Origin of the sequence: uncultured Azohydromonas sp. (assembly GCF_937926365.1) — a bacterium.
Lineage (GTDB): Bacteria > Pseudomonadota > Gammaproteobacteria > Burkholderiales > Burkholderiaceae_C > Azohydromonas.
The window spans coordinates 1-16060 of sequence record NZ_CALAOH010000243.1 but is presented as its reverse complement, the minus strand read 5'-3'; the positions used below and the strand labels follow the sequence as shown (position 1 = coordinate 16060).

The 16060-nt window shown below is 73.0% G+C and carries 15 protein-coding genes and 1 pseudogene; 5 read left to right on the top strand and 11 right to left on the bottom strand.

The window, feature by feature from the left end; genetic code table 11:
* Window positions 1–28: 28 nt before the first annotated feature.
* Window positions 29–343: a divalent-cation tolerance protein CutA gene (cutA, locus tag Q0741_RS26725; protein ID WP_298236237.1), complete on the top strand. Its 315-nt coding sequence runs from the start codon at window positions 29–31 to the stop codon at window positions 341–343.
* Between the two features lie 25 nt (window positions 344–368).
* Here the strand turns inward: cutA and Q0741_RS26720 are convergent, their stop codons facing one another.
* The 6 genes and pseudogenes from Q0741_RS26720 to Q0741_RS26695 all read right to left on the bottom strand — a co-directional run bounded on the left by Q0741_RS26720 (window position 369) and on the right by Q0741_RS26695 (window position 5915).
* Entirely contained in the window at window positions 369–1217 is an 849-nt protein-coding gene (locus Q0741_RS26720) for a LytTR family DNA-binding domain-containing protein (RefSeq protein WP_298236236.1), read from the bottom strand.
* Window positions 1207–1794 (bottom strand): annotated as a pseudogene (locus Q0741_RS26715) (sensor histidine kinase); the annotation flags it as partial. The pseudogene Q0741_RS26715 and the gene Q0741_RS26720, both read right to left, overlap by 11 nt.
* 90 nt (window positions 1795–1884) lie before the next feature.
* Window positions 1885–3150: a hypothetical protein gene (locus Q0741_RS26710; RefSeq protein WP_298236235.1), complete on the bottom strand. Its 1266-nt coding sequence runs from the start codon at window positions 3148–3150 to the stop codon at window positions 1885–1887.
* Window positions 3151–3161: 11 nt separating this feature from the next.
* Window positions 3162–3929 (bottom strand): outer membrane lipoprotein-sorting protein, encoded by a 768-nt coding sequence (locus Q0741_RS26705; RefSeq protein ID WP_298236234.1) that lies wholly within the window; start codon window positions 3927–3929, stop codon window positions 3162–3164.
* On the bottom strand, window positions 3922–5139 hold the full coding sequence (locus Q0741_RS26700; RefSeq protein WP_298236233.1) for an FtsX-like permease family protein: 1218 nt from the start codon (window positions 5137–5139) through the stop codon (window positions 3922–3924). The genes Q0741_RS26705 and Q0741_RS26700 overlap by 8 nt, the downstream gene beginning before the upstream one ends.
* Window positions 5136–5915, bottom strand: coding sequence for an ABC transporter ATP-binding protein (locus tag Q0741_RS26695; RefSeq protein ID WP_298236232.1), 780 nt, complete (start codon window positions 5913–5915; stop codon window positions 5136–5138). Before Q0741_RS26695 ends, Q0741_RS26700 begins: the two co-directional genes overlap by 4 nt.
* 368 nt (window positions 5916–6283) lie before the next feature.
* Here Q0741_RS26695 and Q0741_RS26690 point away from each other — a divergent pair, with 368 nt between their 5' ends.
* Both Q0741_RS26690 and Q0741_RS26685 read left to right on the top strand, forming a co-directional pair.
* Window positions 6284–6814, top strand: coding sequence for a nucleoside 2-deoxyribosyltransferase (locus Q0741_RS26690; protein ID WP_298236231.1), 531 nt, complete (start codon window positions 6284–6286; stop codon window positions 6812–6814).
* A gap of 6 nt (window positions 6815–6820) precedes the next feature.
* Window positions 6821–7696, top strand: a complete 876-nt coding sequence (locus Q0741_RS26685; protein WP_298236230.1) for a CPBP family glutamic-type intramembrane protease — start codon at window positions 6821–6823, stop codon at window positions 7694–7696.
* A 16-nt stretch (window positions 7697–7712) separates the two neighbouring features.
* Here the strand turns inward: Q0741_RS26685 and glpK are convergent, their stop codons facing one another.
* Window positions 7713–9206: a glycerol kinase GlpK gene (gene glpK, locus Q0741_RS26680; protein ID WP_298236229.1), complete on the bottom strand. Its 1494-nt coding sequence runs from the start codon at window positions 9204–9206 to the stop codon at window positions 7713–7715.
* A gap of 178 nt (window positions 9207–9384) precedes the next feature.
* Window positions 9385–10062: a hypothetical protein gene (locus Q0741_RS26675; RefSeq protein WP_298236228.1), complete on the bottom strand. Its 678-nt coding sequence runs from the start codon at window positions 10060–10062 to the stop codon at window positions 9385–9387.
* A gap of 68 nt (window positions 10063–10130) precedes the next feature.
* On the opposite strand from Q0741_RS26675, the gene Q0741_RS26670 reads away from it, so the two are divergent.
* Both Q0741_RS26670 and Q0741_RS26665 read left to right on the top strand, forming a co-directional pair.
* A complete protein-coding gene (locus Q0741_RS26670) occupies window positions 10131–10760 on the top strand; it encodes a CDP-alcohol phosphatidyltransferase family protein (RefSeq protein WP_298236227.1) in 630 nt (209 codons plus the stop codon).
* Between the two features lie 67 nt (window positions 10761–10827).
* Window positions 10828–11781: a DMT family transporter gene (locus Q0741_RS26665; protein ID WP_298236226.1), complete on the top strand. Its 954-nt coding sequence runs from the start codon at window positions 10828–10830 to the stop codon at window positions 11779–11781.
* A 128-nt stretch (window positions 11782–11909) separates the two neighbouring features.
* Here the strand turns inward: Q0741_RS26665 and glcF are convergent, their stop codons facing one another.
* From glcF to Q0741_RS26650, 3 genes are all read right to left on the bottom strand, one after another.
* Window positions 11910–13175, bottom strand: coding sequence for a glycolate oxidase subunit GlcF (gene glcF / locus Q0741_RS26660; protein ID WP_298236225.1), 1266 nt, complete (start codon window positions 13173–13175; stop codon window positions 11910–11912).
* Window positions 13176–13281: 106 nt separating this feature from the next.
* On the bottom strand, window positions 13282–14412 hold the full coding sequence (gene glcE, locus Q0741_RS26655) for a glycolate oxidase subunit GlcE (protein ID WP_298236224.1): 1131 nt from the start codon (window positions 14410–14412) through the stop codon (window positions 13282–13284).
* A 1-nt stretch (window position 14413) separates the two neighbouring features.
* Window positions 14414–15910 (bottom strand): FAD-linked oxidase C-terminal domain-containing protein, encoded by a 1497-nt coding sequence (locus Q0741_RS26650; protein WP_298236223.1) that lies wholly within the window; start codon window positions 15908–15910, stop codon window positions 14414–14416.
* Window positions 15911–16060 lie beyond the last annotated feature (150 nt).

Here is a 16060-nt window from a genome sequence, read left to right as displayed (position 1 = left end):
TTTTCACGTGGAGAGAGAGGAGCTGCAGATGAAGCCGATCGTTGTCATCACCACCGTGGCCACTGCCGATGACGCGCACCGCCTGTCGCGCGCACTGGTGGAGCGTCGCCTCGTGGCCTGTGCGCAGATCTCGCAGATCGAGAGCGTCTACATGTGGGAAAACAAGCTGCAGCAGGAAGGCGAGTACCGCCTGATGCTCAAGACCGTGGCCTCGCGCTACGCGGCGGTGGAGGAGGCCATCCGCGAGCTGCACCCGTACACGCTGCCCGCCATTTATGCGCTGGCGCTGGAGCGGGTGCACGGGCCCTATGCGGACTGGGTGGGCGAATACAGCGGGGGGTGAAACACAAAGGGGGCTTCGGCCCCCTTTAAAACGCCCTGAACAAATGCGCATACAGCCGGCTGGCCGTCAATTTCTCCGGTCGCCCGCGCAGCGTCAGCCGCACCTTGCCTGATTCATCGCGCACGGCAGTGCGGATGCAGCGCGCCTGCACGATGGTGCCGCGGTGGATTTGCCAGAAGCGCTCCGGGTCCAGCTGCGGCAACAAGTCCTTCAGCGGCATGCGGATCAAATGCTCCGCCTCGGCCGTGACCACGCGCACGTACTTGTCCGCCGCCTCGAAATACAGCACGTCTTCCACCGGCACGAAATGCACCGCGCTGCCGGCGCCGGCCTGGATCACCTGCAGCCGGGGCGGCGGCCGGGCGGATGCCGCCGCCGGGCCGCCGGACTGCGCCAGCAGGCCGCGCAACTGCGCCAGCGTGTGCTCCAGCGCCGGTGCCTGCGTCGCCGGGGCGGCCTGGCGCGCCGCCAGCGTCCGGCGCAAGCGCTGCACGCAGCGCGCCAGCCGCGCCGGCTCCACGGGTTTCAGCAAGTAGTCCACCGCCGCGTGCTCGAAGGCCCGCAGCGCGTAGTGGTCGTGCGCGGTGACGAACACCAGCAGCGGGAAGGGCACCTCCTGCGCCGGCCAGTCCTCGGCCAGCGCCTGCGCCACCTCCAGGCCCGAAAGGCCGGGCATGCGGATGTCCAGGAAGCACAGCGCCGGCCGCAGCGCCAGCGTCTTGCTGAGCGCCTGCACGCCGTCGCCCACGCTGGCCAGCACCTGCAGCTCAGGCCACTCGCGCCGCAGCGCCGCCTGCAGCGCCTGCGCCAGCAGCGGCTCGTCCTCCGCGATCAGCGCGCTCGCCGCCGCCGCACCGCCCGTCTCAGCAGCCATGGCTGTTCCTTCCTGTGTCGTTGTCCGCGGCCGCTGCCGGCTGCGGCCAGGGCAGGCGGATCAGCGCCAGCGTGCCGCCTTCTGCGTCATCCGCCGGCTCGACCTTGAGCGACGCCCGCTCGCCGAAGAGCGTGTGCAGCCGCTCGCGCACCTGCTGCAGGCCGAAGCCCGTGCCGCTCGTGGCCGGGGCGGCCTCGGCCAGTCCCACGCCGGTATCGCGCACGCTCAGCAGCAGCGACTCGTCCTCGCGCCGCGCCCGCACCTCCAGCCGCCCCGCGCCTACCTGGGGTTCAAGGCCGTGGCGGATGGCGTTCTCCACCAGCGGCTGCAGCAGCAGCGGCGGCACGGGCAGCGCGCGCAGCGCCTCGGGCAGTTCCAGTTGCACGCTCAGCCGCTCGCCCATGCGCATGCCCATGAGCGCCAGGTAGTCCGCCAGGCGCTCGAACTCGGCCGAGAGCGGGTGCGAGGGCGCGCGCGAGGCCGTGAGCGTGGCGCGCAGGTAGGCGATGAGCCGGTCGAGCATCGCCTGCGCCCGCGGCGGGTTCAGCTCGATGAGCACGCGCAGGTTGGCCGAAGTGGTCGAACACGGGCATGGCGGAGGAAAGCAGGGTGGATGGAATTGTGTGGAGGCCAGGGCCGGGCTCGTTTGCCGGTTCGCACCCGCCGCTCAAAACGCCACCGTCGCCGCCAGGTAGCCCGTGCGCCGCGCTGGCAGCTGCGCCAGCAGCGCGTCCGACGGCCCGCCGTACTGCCGCAGGCCGCCTTCCAGGCGCCAGCGGTCGCCCTGCCAGGCCAGCGACGCGGTGAGGGCATGCCCGCGGTCGGCCGGGTTGACCAGCAGCTCCGCCACCGGCTCCCAGCCTTCGTGCCGCCAGGACACGCGCAGCAGCGCGGCATCGCGGCGCAGGTTCTGTGCGTTCCACGGCGTGGACTGCCAGGCCAGTTGGCCCGCCAGCGCCGGGCGCAGCGCGGGCTGATTCCCCAGCGCCGACAGCGCCGCGCCGCGCGCGCTCCAGGCGTCCCAGGCCGCGTCCGCCAGCGTGGTGCCGTCGTGCCAGAGCTCGGCCAGCACGCTGAGTTGGCTCGCATGGGTCCAGGTCACACCCAGCAGCCACTGCGAGGCCGCGCCCAGCGTGGCCTCGCGCCAGGGATTGGCGCCCGCCACCGGCAGGCCACCGGCGCCGGGCACGGCGTCCAGCGCGAAGCCGTCGTGCCGACGCATCCAGCGCGCCGAGGCGTGGAACTCCACCGCGTCCGACACCACCCAGGCCAGCGCCGCGCCCACGCTGCCCTGCGTGCGCTCGCCCCAGCGGATGAAGCCGTGCCAGTCGGCCGCGCCCGCGTGCCGGTAGGCGCGCAGCGCCAGCGCGCTCTCCTCGCCGCGGCGGGCTTCCCCGGCACGGGCGTTCAGGTGATGGGGATTGGCCCACACCAGCGTCCAGGCACCGTCGAGGCTGAAGCCTTCGAGCTGCAGCAGCGGCCGGCCTTCGGGCCGCGACGGCAGGAGCTGGCGCCGCGGCTCGACCTGCACCACGTCGTTGGGCCGGAAGCCATGGCCCACGTCCCAGGCCACGACCTTCTTGCCCGCGTTCCACTGGACGCCCTCGCCCAGCAGCGCCGCCGGTGCCTCGCCGCCGGCATGGAGTTCGTTGAGCCGCGCGTCCTGCGCGTGCGCGCCGCCTTCGCGGCGTTCCTGGCGCAGGTGAAGGTCGGCCGAGACGATGCGGAGCTGGCCCCGCAACCCGGCCTCCGCCACTGCGGCGTCGCGTGGCGCGGCCGCGGTGCCCGGCGCGACCCGGTTCGCCTGCGCCAGCGGACCGCGGCCGTTGGCGCGCTGCAGCTCCACGTGCGCGCGCAGCTCGCCGTTCCAGGCGGAGGGCGTCTGGGCGTGGACACCGGCGTGCAGGGCCAGCGCCAGGAGGCTCGGCAGCAAGGCGCGCACGCTCAATCCAGCGGCGGGTTGCGCGCCAGGAACATCGGGTTCAGCCACGCCTCGGGCACGCGCCTCGGCGTTCGCGACAGGTAGCGCACGCGCGTCTTCTTGTGCGTGCCGAGCTCGTCGCGCAGCACCATCTCGGCCACCGTGGTGGGCGCCTCGGGGTGGTCCAGGACGAAGCGCGCCTGCTTGGCCAGCTTGTCCGACTGCACGTACAGCTGCGCGCGCAGCGGCTCGCGCCGGGCCTTGCCCAGCCACAGCTCGATGCGCTGGTAGCTCACGCCCGCGCGCGCGGCCCGCAGCTGCAGGTGCCAGCAGGGCTGGCCCCCGCAGGACTCCTCGCCCACCAGCGTGCCGGTGTAGTCCTCGGCCCAGCTCAGCGTGGCGATGTCGCCGGTGGAGGCGTCGCCCAGCAGCTTCTGCAGCGGCGTGATGCGCAGCGGGCGCTGGCTGCCGGGCATCAGCAGCCAGAAGTCGTCGCCCAGCATCAGCACCCGCTGCCCGGCCTCGGCCGGCGAGCGCATCAGCACCAGCGAGCGGTGCCCGGGCTGCACGAACACGGTGTAGAGCCGCTCCTTCTCCACCGCGCCGTCCCGGCCCAGCACCTGCACCCGGGTCTCGACTTGCAGCCCGTCGTCGCTGATGCGCCAGCGGTCGGCGGCGCGTAGCAGCGCGGCGGGGTCCTCGGCGGCGGTGGCCGGGTGCAGGAACAGGCCGCAGGCGGCGATCAGCACTGAGGCCAGGACGGGCTTCATGGGGCGCTTGCGCTCAGACATGGGCCAGCGCCTCCACGATGGGCTTGCGCACCGTGCGCCGCGCCACCAGGGCCGCGGCCAGCGTCGAGAGCTTGAGCATGAGCACGAGCACGCCCAGGTACAGCGTCGGCTCGATGGCGATCTGCAGCGGGTAGCCCTCGCTGCGCCCGGGCGGCGGGGGCATCTGCACCGGGAACACCAGCAGCGCCACCGACACCGCCAGCGCCAGCAGCGCGCCCGCCACGGCGCCGGTGCCACCCAGCAGCAGCCCCTCCAGCGCCAGCGTGCGCAGCAGTTGCCGCGGCAGCGTGCCCAGCGCGCGCAGGGTGCCGATCTCGCGGGTGCGCTCGACCACGGCCATGGCCATGGCGCTGGCGACCACGAACACCACGATCACGCCGATCACCAGCCCCATCACGCCGAAGATGCGGTTGTAGAGGGCGCGCACGCTGCGGTAGAAGACCGCGCGCTCCAGCCAGGTCTGCACCTGGAGCCGCGGATGCGCCGCCTGCAGCCGCGCCTGCGCCGGCGCGGTGGCCTCCATGCCGCGCAGGAACACGCCCAGCGTGGAGACGCGCTGCGTGTCCAGCAGCTTCTGCGCGGTGGCGACGTCGGTGAGCACCAGGCGCTGGTCCATCTCCGGAATGCCGGTGGAGAACACGCCCTTGACCTGCACGTCCATGGCGTTGAGCACGCCCTGCGTGGTGGCGGACAGCAGCGTCAGCCCGCTGCCGGGCCCGGCTTTCAGATTGCGCGCCAGGCCGGCGCCCAGCATCACGGCGCCCTGGTCGGCGTTGGTGAGCACCTGGCCGGCGCTCACGCCCAGGAACGGCCCCTTGATGGCGAACTCGCTGTCGGGCTCGATGCCCACGGCCATCATCACGGTGGACTTCTCGCCGTTGCTGACGAGCCCGTTGAACGCCACGCGTGGCAGCACGTGGCGCACGTCGGGGTCGGCCAGCAGCCGCCGGCGCAGTTCCGCCACGCCGTCCAGGCCATGCTGCAGCGGCACGTCCTCCTCGCCCTCGAACTGCGCCGGCGTGCCGAGCACGAGGTGGCCGCTGTCGCGTGCCGCGGCCTGCTCCAGCGACTGGTAGGTGTAGAGCGCGAAGCCCCCGGCCAGCAGCAGCGCGGCCGTGCCCAGGGCGGCGATGCACACCGTCACCAGCGAGCGGCGGCGGTTGCGCAGCGTGTTGAGCGCCGCGAGGCGCATCCAGGCGAACGGGCTCATGCGGCGCTCCGTTGCGGGTTTTGGACTTGGTGGACTTCGAGGGCGCCGCCGGCTTCCGGCTCGATGCGCCCGTCGAGCAGCCGCACGACGCGGTCGCAGCGGCGGGTGAGGCGGTCGTCGTGGGTGGCGATGACGAAGGCGGCGCCCTGGGCGTGGCACAGCGCGCGCATGAGCGCCAGCACGTTGTCGGCGCTGTGCGAGTCCAGGCTCGCGGTGGGCTCGTCGGCGATCACCAGCGCCGGGCGCTTGACGAGGGCGCGGGCGATGGCCACGCGCTGGCGCTGGCCGCCGGAGAGCGCGTCGGGCCGGTGCGCGGCGTGCTCGGCCAGGCCCACCTGCGCCAGCACCTCGGCCACGCGCTGCCGGCGCTGGGCGGCGGGCACGCCGGCCAGGAACAGCGGGAAGTCCACGTTCTCCGCCGCCGTCATGACGGGCACGAGGTTGAAACCCTGGAAGACGAAGCCCAGGGCGTCGCGGCGCAGCAGCGTGGCGCGCGTCTCGTCAAGGTCGTGCACCGCCGTGCCGCGCAGCTCGATGCGGCCGGCGTCGGGGCGGTCGATGAGGCCGCACAGGTTGAGCAGCGTGCTCTTGCCGCTGCCCGAGGGGCCGACGAGGGCCAGCATCTCGCCGGCAAGCACGTCCAGGTCCACGCCCCGCAGCGCGGGCACCACGTGCTGGCCCAGGCGGTAGGTTTTTTGAATGCCGCGCAGGGACATCACCGGCGCGGTGGGCGGAGCGGGAGAGGCGCCGGGCGGGCGTGGGGGCAGGGGGCTCATGGGGCAGTCCGGGCGGGGTGGCTCACGGACTGCAGGCTAGGGAGGCGTGCCGCGCGGCGCAGCCGCGGTGCGACGAAGTGCGCGGTGGAGGAGCGAAGTGAGGGAAAGCGCGGGTCGGCGGAGGCCAGGCTTGTGCCTCAGGAGTTCAAGCTGAAGCCGCCCGCCGTCAGCCTCAGCTAAAGGCCCGGCAGGACAATCCCGCCCCGTGCAGGCCTCACAAGCCCTGCCGGGCAAGACGGCTGCTTGAGCCGCCGGGCACCCTCGGCGCGAGCCGCGCTGGACGACGGACAGGGCGGCGCCTCTCCCCAGGCGAAGGCCGCCAGAGCCTTCATGCCGTCTTGCCCCGACGACCAGCACAGGGAGCACCCATGAAAAAAATCTACCTCGCCGGCCCGGACGTTTTCTTCCGGGACGCCACCGCCCGCTACGACCGGCTGCGCGCGCTGTGCTCGCACTACGGCATGCGCGCCGTCGCGCCCGTGGACGGCAACGAGCCGCCCGCCGGGCTGGACAAGACGGCGCAGGCCGAGTGGATCTACCAGGGCAACATGGCCCACCTGCGCGGCTGCGACGCGGTGCTGGCCAACGTGATGGCCTTCCGCAACCCCGTGGAGCCGGACTCCGGCACGGTGTTCGAGATCGGCGTGGCCGTGGCGCTGGGCAAGCCGGTGGCGGCTTACGACCCCGAGCTGCGCCGCGGCACCGCCGAGCGCGTGCAGGCCGCCTTCGGCCGCGTGCCGGGGCCGCCTGGTCAACTCTTCGACGCCATGCACGGCTACCTCATCGAGGACTTCGACCAGCCCCTGAACCTCATGCTCGCGCGCTCGTGCTCACTGCACACGCGCGTGGAAGAGGCGGTGTCCACCCTGGCCCAGATGCTGGGCGTGTCCCGGCACTGAGCCGGCGTGCCGCCCTCCACCCTTCTCCTGGCCCTGGCCATCGCCGCGGTCTGGCTGCCCGCACTGCGCCTGGGGCGCGCGCTGACCCTGCCGCCGGCACTGCCGCTGGCCGCCGTGGCCGTGGCGGCGGGCTGGCTCGCAGGCGCGCTGGACGTGCGCGGCGCACTGGCCGCCGCGGTGCTGGCGGCGCTGGCCGGGGGCTCGCGCCTGCTCGCCGCACCCTGGTTGCGCCGGCTGCTGGCTGGTGCCGCGCTGGCGCTGGCCTTCGCCCTGGGCCTGCACCTCGTGCCCGGCTTCAGCCCCGTGCTGCTGCTGGACGGGCTGCGCCTGAGCCCCGGCGCGGCACCGCTGCGCCTGGCCTTCCACTTCGACGCCGGCCTGGCCGGCTTGGCGATCGCGCTGGGCTTCTGCCGCCGCGTGCGCGGCCCGGCCGAGGCCGTCGCGGTACTGCGCCGCGCGGCGCCGGTGGCGCTGGGCACGGCGGCGCTGGTGTTGTTGCTGGCCTGGAGCGCGGGCCTGGTGCGGCCCGACCTGAAATGGCCCGCCTTCACCGCCGCCTGGCTGCTGAAGATGCTGCTGTGGACCTGCGTGCTGGAGGAGGCGTTTTTCCGCGGCGTGATCCAGGAGCGCCTGGCCGCCTCGGGGCCGATCGCCTCGCGTCCGGCGCTGCGCGCGCTGCCGGTGCTGGCGGCGGCGCTGCTGTTCGGGCTGGCGCACCTGCCCGGCGGCGCCGCCTACGCCGCGCTGGCGACGCTGGCCGGCGCGGGCTACGGCTGGGCCTACGCGCGCACGCGGCGCATCGAGGCGGCCATCGCGGCGCACTTCGTGCTGAACACCGCGCACTTCCTGGGTTTCAGCTACCCGCTGCTGCTCGGGCGCTGATGGCGTGCTGGGTGCGCTACGCCGCCACCGTCTGCCGCACCGCGCGCTCCCAGCGCGCCATCAGCTCCTGGGCGCGCTCGCGCTCCATGGTGGGCGTGAACACGCGCTCGGGCTGCCACTGCGCCGCCAGTTCGTCGAGCACCTGCCACACCCCGGCGGCGAGCCCCGCCAGGTAGGCCGCGCCCAGGGCGGTGGTTTCGGTCACGCGCGGACGCAGCACCGGGATGCCCAGCAGGTCGGACTGGAACTGCATCAGCAAATCGTTGACACAGGCGCCGCCGTCCACGCGCAGCTCGCTCACCGGCGCGCCGCCGCCGTCCTGTGCGTCGCGGCTCATGGCCTGCAGCAGCGCCGCGCTCTGGTAGGCGATGCTCTCGACGGCCGCGCGCGCCACGTGCGCCGCGGTGCTGCCGCGCGTCAGGCCCAGGATCGCCCCGCGCGCATCGCCGTTCCAGTACGGCGCGCCCAGCCCGGTGAAGGCCGGCACGAAGACCACGCCGCCGCTGTCGGGCACGCTGCGGGCGAGCGCTTCCACCTCGGAGCTGGACTGGATCGCCCGCAGCCCGTCGCGCAGCCACTGCACCACCGCGCCGGCGACGAACACGCTGCCCTCCAGCGCGTACTGCGCCGCCGCGCCGGGCTGTGCCGCGGCGGTGCTGATGAGCCCGTTGCGCGAGCGTTGCAGCCGGTTGCCGGTGTGCATGAGCAGGAAACAGCCGGTGCCGTAGGTGTTCTTGGCCATGCCCGGGGTGAAGCAGCCCTGGCCGAAGAGCGCGGCCTGCTGGTCGCCGGCCACGCCGCACACGGAGATGGGCGTGCCGAACAGCTCGGCCTCGGTGTGGCCGTAGTGGTGGCTGGAAGGCAGCACCTCCGGCAGCACCGAGGGCGGGATGTCGAAGGCCGCCAGCAGCTCCTCGTCCCAGCGCTGGCGCGCGATGTCGTAGAGCATGGTGCGCGAGGCGTTGCTCACGTCGGTGGCGTGCAGGCGCCCGCCCGTGAGCTGCCACAGCAGCCAGCTGTCCACGGTGCCGAAGGCCAGGTCACCGCGCTCGGCGGCCAGCCGCGCGCCGGGCACGTTGTCCAGCAACCAGCGCAGCTTGGTGGCGCAGAAGTAGCTGTCCACCACCAGCCCGGTGCGCTCGCGCACCAGCGTTTCCAGGGGCGTGCCGCGCAGCTGCGCGCACATCGGCTCGCCGCGGCGGTCCTGCCACACGATGGCGTGGTGCAGCGGCCGGCCCGTGGCGCGCTCCCACAGCAGCGTGGTCTCGCGCTGGTTGGCGATGCCGATGGTCAGCACGTCGCGCCCCGTGATGCCGGCCTGCGCCAGCGCCTGGCGCGCGGTGTCGAGCTGCGTGCGCCAGATCTCCCGCGGGTCGTGCTCGACCCAGCCCGGCTGCGGGTAGTGCTGCTCCAACTCGCGCTGCGCCAGCGCCACCACGCGGCCCGCGGGGTCGAACACGATGCTGCGCGAACTGGTGGTGCCCTGGTCCAGGGCGAGAAGGAAGCTCATGGCGGGGTCTCCTGCTGTGTTGTCTTGTCCGCCCAGCTTAGGCCGGCTGCCGGCCCGCGGAAAAACGACCGCCATGCTCCACGCCCGCCCGACCGGGCGTGTAACCAGCCTTCACCACCGCCCGCTGTCGGTGGTGCCATGGGGCGGCAAGCGCGGCGCCGCGCCGCCGCGCGGCGGGTCAGAACACGCCCGCCTTCTCGGCCGCCTCCATCAGCGTGCGCGCCATGGTGCCCATGCCGGCATTGAAGTCGCTGGTGGTGGTGCTGGTGCGCGCCGACCACAGCAGCCGGCCGCTGCCGGCCTCGGTGAAGCTGCTGTTGGCGGCGTAGCCCGGGTTCGAGGCGTAGCCGCCACCGCCGATGGGCACCGACACGCCCACGCCCGCGCCCACGTGGCCGCCGCCCCAACCAAAGCCGCCGATGCCAATGGAGAACGGCGAGGGCCTGGACACCTGTGCGCTGTCCGGCGTGACCGAGGTCAGCAGCAGCGCCGTGGCGCCGGCCGCGCGCGCCGCGCCCACGTAGGCGTCCGCGCCGCGGCCCACGCCAGCGGCGGCCGGCGGCTGCGCCGGGCGCACCGGCGTGAGCCCGCGCGCCATGGCTTCCTCGGTCATGCGGTCCAGGCACAGCTGCTGCAGCGTGGTCTCGGCCGCCTCGCACACCACCAGCACGCGCGCGCCCTGCAGCGGCTTGGCGCCGAGCTGCGGATCGGACCAGGTGGCATCGGGCCCGCTGGCGCAGCCGGCCAGGAAGGCCAAGGCCAGCGCGGCCACGACCGTGGTGGATGCGGCGCCCGGCGCGGCGCGGCGGGCAGCGCCCTTCGGCGCTTGCCAGGCTTGTGGGGTGCTCGGACTCATGCTGTTCTCCTGCCCCCCGGCCAGGCAAGCGACATGCCCTGCAGCGGACAGACCCACGGAGGATCCTCATGGCCCTTTCCCCGACCACGCGCCATTTCTCCATGCTCCGCGGCTTCGCGCTGGCGGATTTCTTCACCCTGGGCAACGCCGCCTGCGGCATGGCCGGCGTGCTGCTGGCCATGGGCTTCATGGCCGACCCGGAGATCAGGCAGTTCCTACTGGCCGCGGCCATGGCACCCCTGGCGCTGGCCTTCGACGTGCTCGACGGGCGCGTGGCGCGCTGGCGGCGCCAGGCCTCGCCGCTGGGGCGCGAGCTGGACTCGCTGGCCGACATCGTCTCCTTCGGCGTGGCGCCAGCGGTGCTGGCGCATGCCGCGGGCATGGACGGCGGCTGGGACGTGGTGGCGTTGATCTACTTCGTCTGCTGCGGCGTCAGCCGCCTGGCGCGCTACAACGTCACGGCCGAGACGCTGTCCGAGGGCGGCGACAAGGTGAAGTACTTCGAGGGCACGCCCATCCCCAGCAGCGTGCTGCTCACCGCCGTGCTGGCTTTTGCCGCCTGGCAGGGCCGCATCGGCGAGGACCTGTGGCTGGGCGCCTGGGAGGTCGGCCCCTGGGTGCTGCACCCGCTGTCGCTGCTGTTCGTGCTCTCGGGCTCGCTGATGATCAGCAAGACGCTGCACATCCCCAAGCTCTGAGCCACCGCCCGGGACGCGGCCGCGCGCCCGGGCGGGCCGCTCCGGGCGCACGGGGACAATCCGCCCGATGTGGATTGGAACTTTCTTCGCCCTGGCCGCCGGACTGATGTGGGGCCTGGTATTCGTCTCCCCGCTGCTGCTGCCCGAGTACCCCGCGGCGCTGCAGTCCTTCGGCCGCTACCTGGCGTTCGGCCTGATCGCGCTGCCGCTGGCCTGGCTGGACCGTGCGCGGCTGCGCGAGTTCACGCGCGCGGACTGGCGCGAGGCGCTCAAGCTCGCGCTGGTGGGCAACCTGCTCTATTACCTGTGCCTGGCCGCGGCGATCCAGCGCGCGGGCGGGCCGCTGCCGACCATGATCATCGGCACGCTGCCGGTGGTGATCGCGGTGGTGTCCAACCGCCGCAACGCCTGGCGCGACGGCCGGCTGCCCTGGGCGCGGATGCTGCCCTCGCTGGGGCTGATCGCCGCCGGCATCGCGCTGGTGAACCGCGCCGAGCTCGATCAGATGCGTGCCGACCCGCAGGCCGACCCGGTGCGCTACGCCCTGGGCGCGCTGCTGGCCTTCGGCGCGGTGGCGTGCTGGACCTGGTACCCGATCCGCAACGCCGACTGGCTGCGCGCGCACCCGGACCGCAGCCCGTGCACCTGGGCCACGGCGCAGGGCGTGGCCACGCTGCCGCTGGCGCTGGTGGGCTACGCGGGTTTCTGGCTGTGGTCGGGCGTGGGCGGCGGCGCCTTCGAGCTGCCTTTCGGGCCGCGGCCGCTGCAGTTCGTGGGGCTGATGTTCGTGATCGGCCTTTTTGCCTCGTGGCTGGGCACGCTGTGCTGGAACGAGGCCAGCCAGCGCCTGCCCACGACCATCGCGGGGCAGCTGATCGTGTTCGAGACGCTGTCGGCGCTGGCCTACGCCTTCATCCTGCGTGGCACGCCCCCGCCGCCGGTGACGCTGGCGGGCATCGCGCTGCTGGTGATGGGAGTGATGTGGGCGCTGCGGGTGCGGCCGGAGCGGGTGGCGGTGTGAGAAGCCGGGGCAAACGGGTTCATGACCCTGCGGGGCTTTTCGATTGCGATAGCGGGGCGGTGGTGGGCGGCAGCAGCTGAGGCTCAGGACAACACGCGCGGACCTCCCGGTCCGCGCTGGAGACTCGATCACCCCTGCGCCAGCGCCTCGTCCACCACCTCCACCCAGTGCCGCACCGGCGTGCCGGTGCCGCTTTGCAGGTGCTGGATGCAGCCGACGTTGGCCGAGACGATGCAGTCGGGCTGCGTGGGCAGCAGCTGCGAGAGCTTGCGGTCGCGCAGCCGGTGCGACAGCTCGGGCTGCAGCACCGAGTACGTGCCCGCCGAACCGCAGCACAGGTGCGCCTCGCCCACGGCCAGGTTCACCTCGAAACCCAGCGCCCGCAGTCCCGCCTCCACGCCCCCGCGCAGCTGCTGCCCGTGCTGCAGCGTGCACGGCGGATGGAAGCTCAGGCGCCGCGGCGCCGGGCCGGCCGGCACGTCCGGCTGCGGCGGGGCCTTGGCCGCCAGCTTCGGCTGCAGCAGCGGCACCAGGTCGGGCAGCAGCTCGGACAAATCCTTCGTGAGCGCCGAGATGCGCGCGGCGCGCCCGGCATAGGCCGGGTCGTGCTTCAGTGCCTTGCCGTAGTCCTTGACCATCACGCCGCAGCCCGAGGCGTTCATGACGATGGCTTCGACCTGGTCCAGCAGCGGGGTCCAGGCGTCCACGTTGCGGCGCATGTCGTTCAGGCCGCCCTCGTGGTCCGACAGGTGCGAGCGGATCGCGCCGCAGCAGCCGGCCTCCGGCGCCACCAGCACCTGGATGCCCGCGGCGTCCAGCACCCGCGCCGTGGCGGCGTTGATGTTGGGCGCCATCGCGGGCTGCACGCAGCCGGCCAGCATCAGCACCTTGCGCGGGTGCTCGCGATTCGGCCACTCGTGTGCGCGCGGCGGCGTCTTCTCGGGCACCTTCTCGCGCAGGTTGGCCGGCACCAGCGGCCGCAGCGCCTGGCCCAGCTTGAGCGCCGGGGCGAACAGCGGCGAGGTCAGGCCCTCCTTGAGCAGCCAGCGCTTGGCGCGCTCTGCCGCCGGGCGTTGCACCTTCCTCTCGACGATGTTGCGGCCGATGTCGGCCAGCGCGCCGTACTGCACGCCCGAAGGGCAGGTGCTCTCGCAGTTGCGGCAGGTCAGGCAGCGGTCCAGGTGCAGCTGCGTGGCGCGCGTGGGCTCGGCGCCTTCGAGCACCTGCTTCATCAGGTAGATGCGCCCGCGCGGACCGTCGAGCTCGTCGCCCAGCAGTTGATAGGTCGGGCAGGTCGCGGTGCAGAAGCCGCAGTGCACGCACTTGCGCAGGATCGCCTCGGCCTCCTGGCCCTCCGGCGTATCGCGGAATTCGGGAGCGAGATTGGTTTGCATCGTTCACTTTTCCCGTTCGCCCTGAGCTGGGTCGATGCGGCCTGCCGCCCAGCCGGGCGGCAGGGCTTCGACGGGCTCAGCCCGAACGGGAGCCTTTCAGCTTGAATCAGAGGTCCGGATAGAGCCGCCCGGGGTTGAACACCCGGTCGGGATCGAAAGCCGCCTTGAGCTGGCGATGGATGCGCGCCAGCGGCGGCGACAGCGGGGCGAACACGCCCACGCGCTTGTCGTTGGCGGCATACAGCACGGCATGGCCGCCGGCACGCTGCGCCGCCTGGCGCACCTGCACCGGGTCCCGGTCCGTCAGCACCCAGCGCTGCGCGCCGCCCCACTCGACCAGCTGGTGCCCGCCCAGCTCCGCCAGCGGCGCGGCCGTCTGCGGCACCGACAGCCGCCACAGCGCGCGCTCGCCCTGCGCCACCGACGTGACCGCGAACTGGAAGAAGTCGTCGCGCTGGTCGCGCAGGCCCAGCCAGAAGGCCGCGGCGGACTCCTCGTCCACCACCTCGCCACCGAGCCGGGCGCAGGCCGAGTCCACCGCGGCGCGGGCGCCGGACAGGCGCAGCACCAGCGTGCCGTCCCACCAGGCGCTGGCATTGAGCGGCAGCGGCTGCCCGCCCCACAGGTTGAGATGGCGCAGCGCCGTCTCCTGGTCGAGCTGGAAGCGCAGCGTGCGCGTGGCCACCGGCACCGGCAGCACCTTCAGGCTCACCTCGCAGATCAGTCCCAGGATGCCCAGCGAACCGGCGAGCATGCGCGCCACGTCGTAGCCGGCCACGTTCTTCATCACCTGGCCGCCGAAGCTCAGCACCTCGGCCTTGCCGCTGAGGATCGTGGCGCCCAGCACGTAGTCGCGCACGGCGCCCGCGGTGGCGCGCGCCGGGCCCGCCAGGCCCGCGGCCACCATGCCGCCCACGGTGCCGCGGCCGCCTTCGCCCTGGAAGCGAGGCGGCTCGAAGGGCAGGTACTGGCCTTCTGCAGCCAGCGCCGCCTCCAGCTCCTCCAGCGGCGTGCCGGCGCGCACCGTCACCACCAGCTCGGTGGGCTCGTAGCTGCTGATGCCTGAAAGGACGCGCGTGTCCAGCACCTCGCCGCGCGGCGCCTCGCCATAGAAGCGCTTGCTGCCGTGGCCGCGGATCTCGAAGGCGCCCTTGGCGGCGCGGGCGGTTTGCACCTGGTCGATCAGGCGTGTCAGCACGGGGTCCTGCGCCCCGGGCGTGTCGGTCATGGCGTTCATCTCAGAAGCGCTCCAGCTCGGGGAAGGGCAGCAGGCCCTTCTTCACATGCATCTTTCCGTACTCGGCACAGCGGTGCTTGCTGGGCACGACCTTGCCCGGGTTGAGCGTGCCGGCGGGGTCGAAGGCGGCCTTGAGCGCCAGCATCTGCTCGCGCTCGGCGGGGCTGAACTGCACGCACATCGAGTTGAGCTTCTCGATGCCCACGCCGTGCTCGCCCGTCACCGTGCCGCCCATGGCGACGCTGGTCTCCAGGATGTCGGCGCCGAACAGCTCGCAGCGGTGCAGCTGGTCGGGGTCGTTGGCATCGAACAGGATCAGCGGGTGCAGGTTGCCGTCGCCGGCGTGGAACACGTTGGCGCAGCGCAGCTGGTACTTCTTCTCCATCTCCTGGATCGCCAGCAGGATGTCCGCCAGGCGCTTGCGCGGGATGGTGGAGTCCATGCACATGTAGTCGGGGCTGATGCGCCCCGAGGCCGGGAAGGCGTTCTTGCGCCCGCTCCAGAACTTCAGGCGCTGGCCCTCGTCGCGGCTGACGGTGATGCCGATGGCGCCGCTGCGCTCCAGCACCGCCACCATGCGGCCGATCTCCTCCTCGACCTCCTCCGGCGTGCCGTCGCTCTCGCACAGCAGGATCGCCTCGGCGTTGAGGTCGTAGCCGGCATGGACGAAATCCTCGACCGCCGCCGTCATGGGCTTGTCCATCATCTCCAGCCCGGCCGGAATGATGCCGGCGGCAATGATGTTGGCCACCGCGTCGCCCGCCTTCCGCACGTCGTCGAAGCTGGCCATGATGCAGCGCGCCAGCTGGGGCTTGGGCACGAGCTTCACGGTCACCTCGGTGACCACGGCCAGCATGCCCTCGCTGCCCACCAGCACCGTGAGCAGGTCCAGCCCGGCGGCGTCCAGCGCGTCGGAGCCGAACTCCACGGCCTCGCCCTCGACGGTGAAGCCGCGCACCTTGAGCACGTTGTGCACAGTCAGGCCGTACTTCAGGCAGTGCACACCGCCGGAGTTCTCCGCGACGTTGCCGCCGATGGTGCAGGCGATCTGGCTGCTCGGATCGGGCGCGTAGTAGAGGTTGTGCGGCGCGGCGGCCTCGCTGATGGCGAGGTTGCGCACGCCGCACTGCACGACCGCGGTGCGGCTGACCGGATCGACCTTGAGGATCTTGTTGAACTTCGCCAGCGACAGCGTCACGCCCAGCGCGTGCGGCATGGCCCCGCCCGAGAGGCCGGTGCCGGCGCCGCGCGCCACCACCGGCGCACCGAGCCGGTGGCACTCGCGCAGCACCGCGGCCACCTGGGCCTCGGTCTCGGGCAGCGCCACGGCTAGCGGCGACTGCCGGTAGGCCGTGAGGCCGTCGCACTCGTAGGGCGTGGTTTCCTCGTTGCGCCACAGCAGCGCGTGCGCGGGCAGCACGGCCTGCAGCGCCGCGACCACCTGCGCGCAGCGCTGGGCGCGCTCGGCGGCGGAGGGCAGGTCTTGGGAAGCGTTCATGGACGGCCTCCTGTTGTGTGAGTGTTTGAAAGCGAGGGGCTGAAAGCAAAACCGGCCCCTCGGGGCCGGTTTCAGGCATCAGGCGATCAGTGGATCACCAGCAGCGTGAAGGGCCAGACGTAAGCCTGCATCGTCACGAAGATGCCCACC

Coding starts and splice junctions, on each gene's coding strand:
- cutA (WP_298236237.1), top strand. CDS start 29: ATGAAGCCGATCGTTGTCATCACCACCGTGGCCACTGCCGATGACGCG.
- Q0741_RS26720 (WP_298236236.1), bottom strand. CDS start 1,217: ATGGCTGCTGAGACGGGCGGTGCGGCGGCGGCGAGCGCGCTGATCGCG.
- Q0741_RS26705 (WP_298236234.1), bottom strand. CDS start 3,929: ATGTCTGAGCGCAAGCGCCCCATGAAGCCCGTCCTGGCCTCAGTGCTG.
- Q0741_RS26700 (WP_298236233.1), bottom strand. CDS start 5,139: ATGAGCCCGTTCGCCTGGATGCGCCTCGCGGCGCTCAACACGCTGCGC.
- Q0741_RS26695 (WP_298236232.1), bottom strand. CDS start 5,915: ATGAGCCCCCTGCCCCCACGCCCGCCCGGCGCCTCTCCCGCTCCGCCC.
- Q0741_RS26690 (WP_298236231.1), top strand. CDS start 6,284: ATGAAAAAAATCTACCTCGCCGGCCCGGACGTTTTCTTCCGGGACGCC.
- glpK (WP_298236229.1), bottom strand. CDS start 9,206: ATGAGCTTCCTTCTCGCCCTGGACCAGGGCACCACCAGTTCGCGCAGC.
- Q0741_RS26675 (WP_298236228.1), bottom strand. CDS start 10,062: ATGAGTCCGAGCACCCCACAAGCCTGGCAAGCGCCGAAGGGCGCTGCC.
- Q0741_RS26670 (WP_298236227.1), top strand. CDS start 10,131: ATGGCCCTTTCCCCGACCACGCGCCATTTCTCCATGCTCCGCGGCTTC.
- Q0741_RS26665 (WP_298236226.1), top strand. CDS start 10,828: ATGTGGATTGGAACTTTCTTCGCCCTGGCCGCCGGACTGATGTGGGGC.
- glcF (WP_298236225.1), bottom strand. CDS start 13,175: ATGCAAACCAATCTCGCTCCCGAATTCCGCGATACGCCGGAGGGCCAG.
- glcE (WP_298236224.1), bottom strand. CDS start 14,412: ATGAACGCCATGACCGACACGCCCGGGGCGCAGGACCCCGTGCTGACA.
- Q0741_RS26650 (WP_298236223.1), bottom strand. CDS start 15,910: ATGAACGCTTCCCAAGACCTGCCCTCCGCCGCCGAGCGCGCCCAGCGC.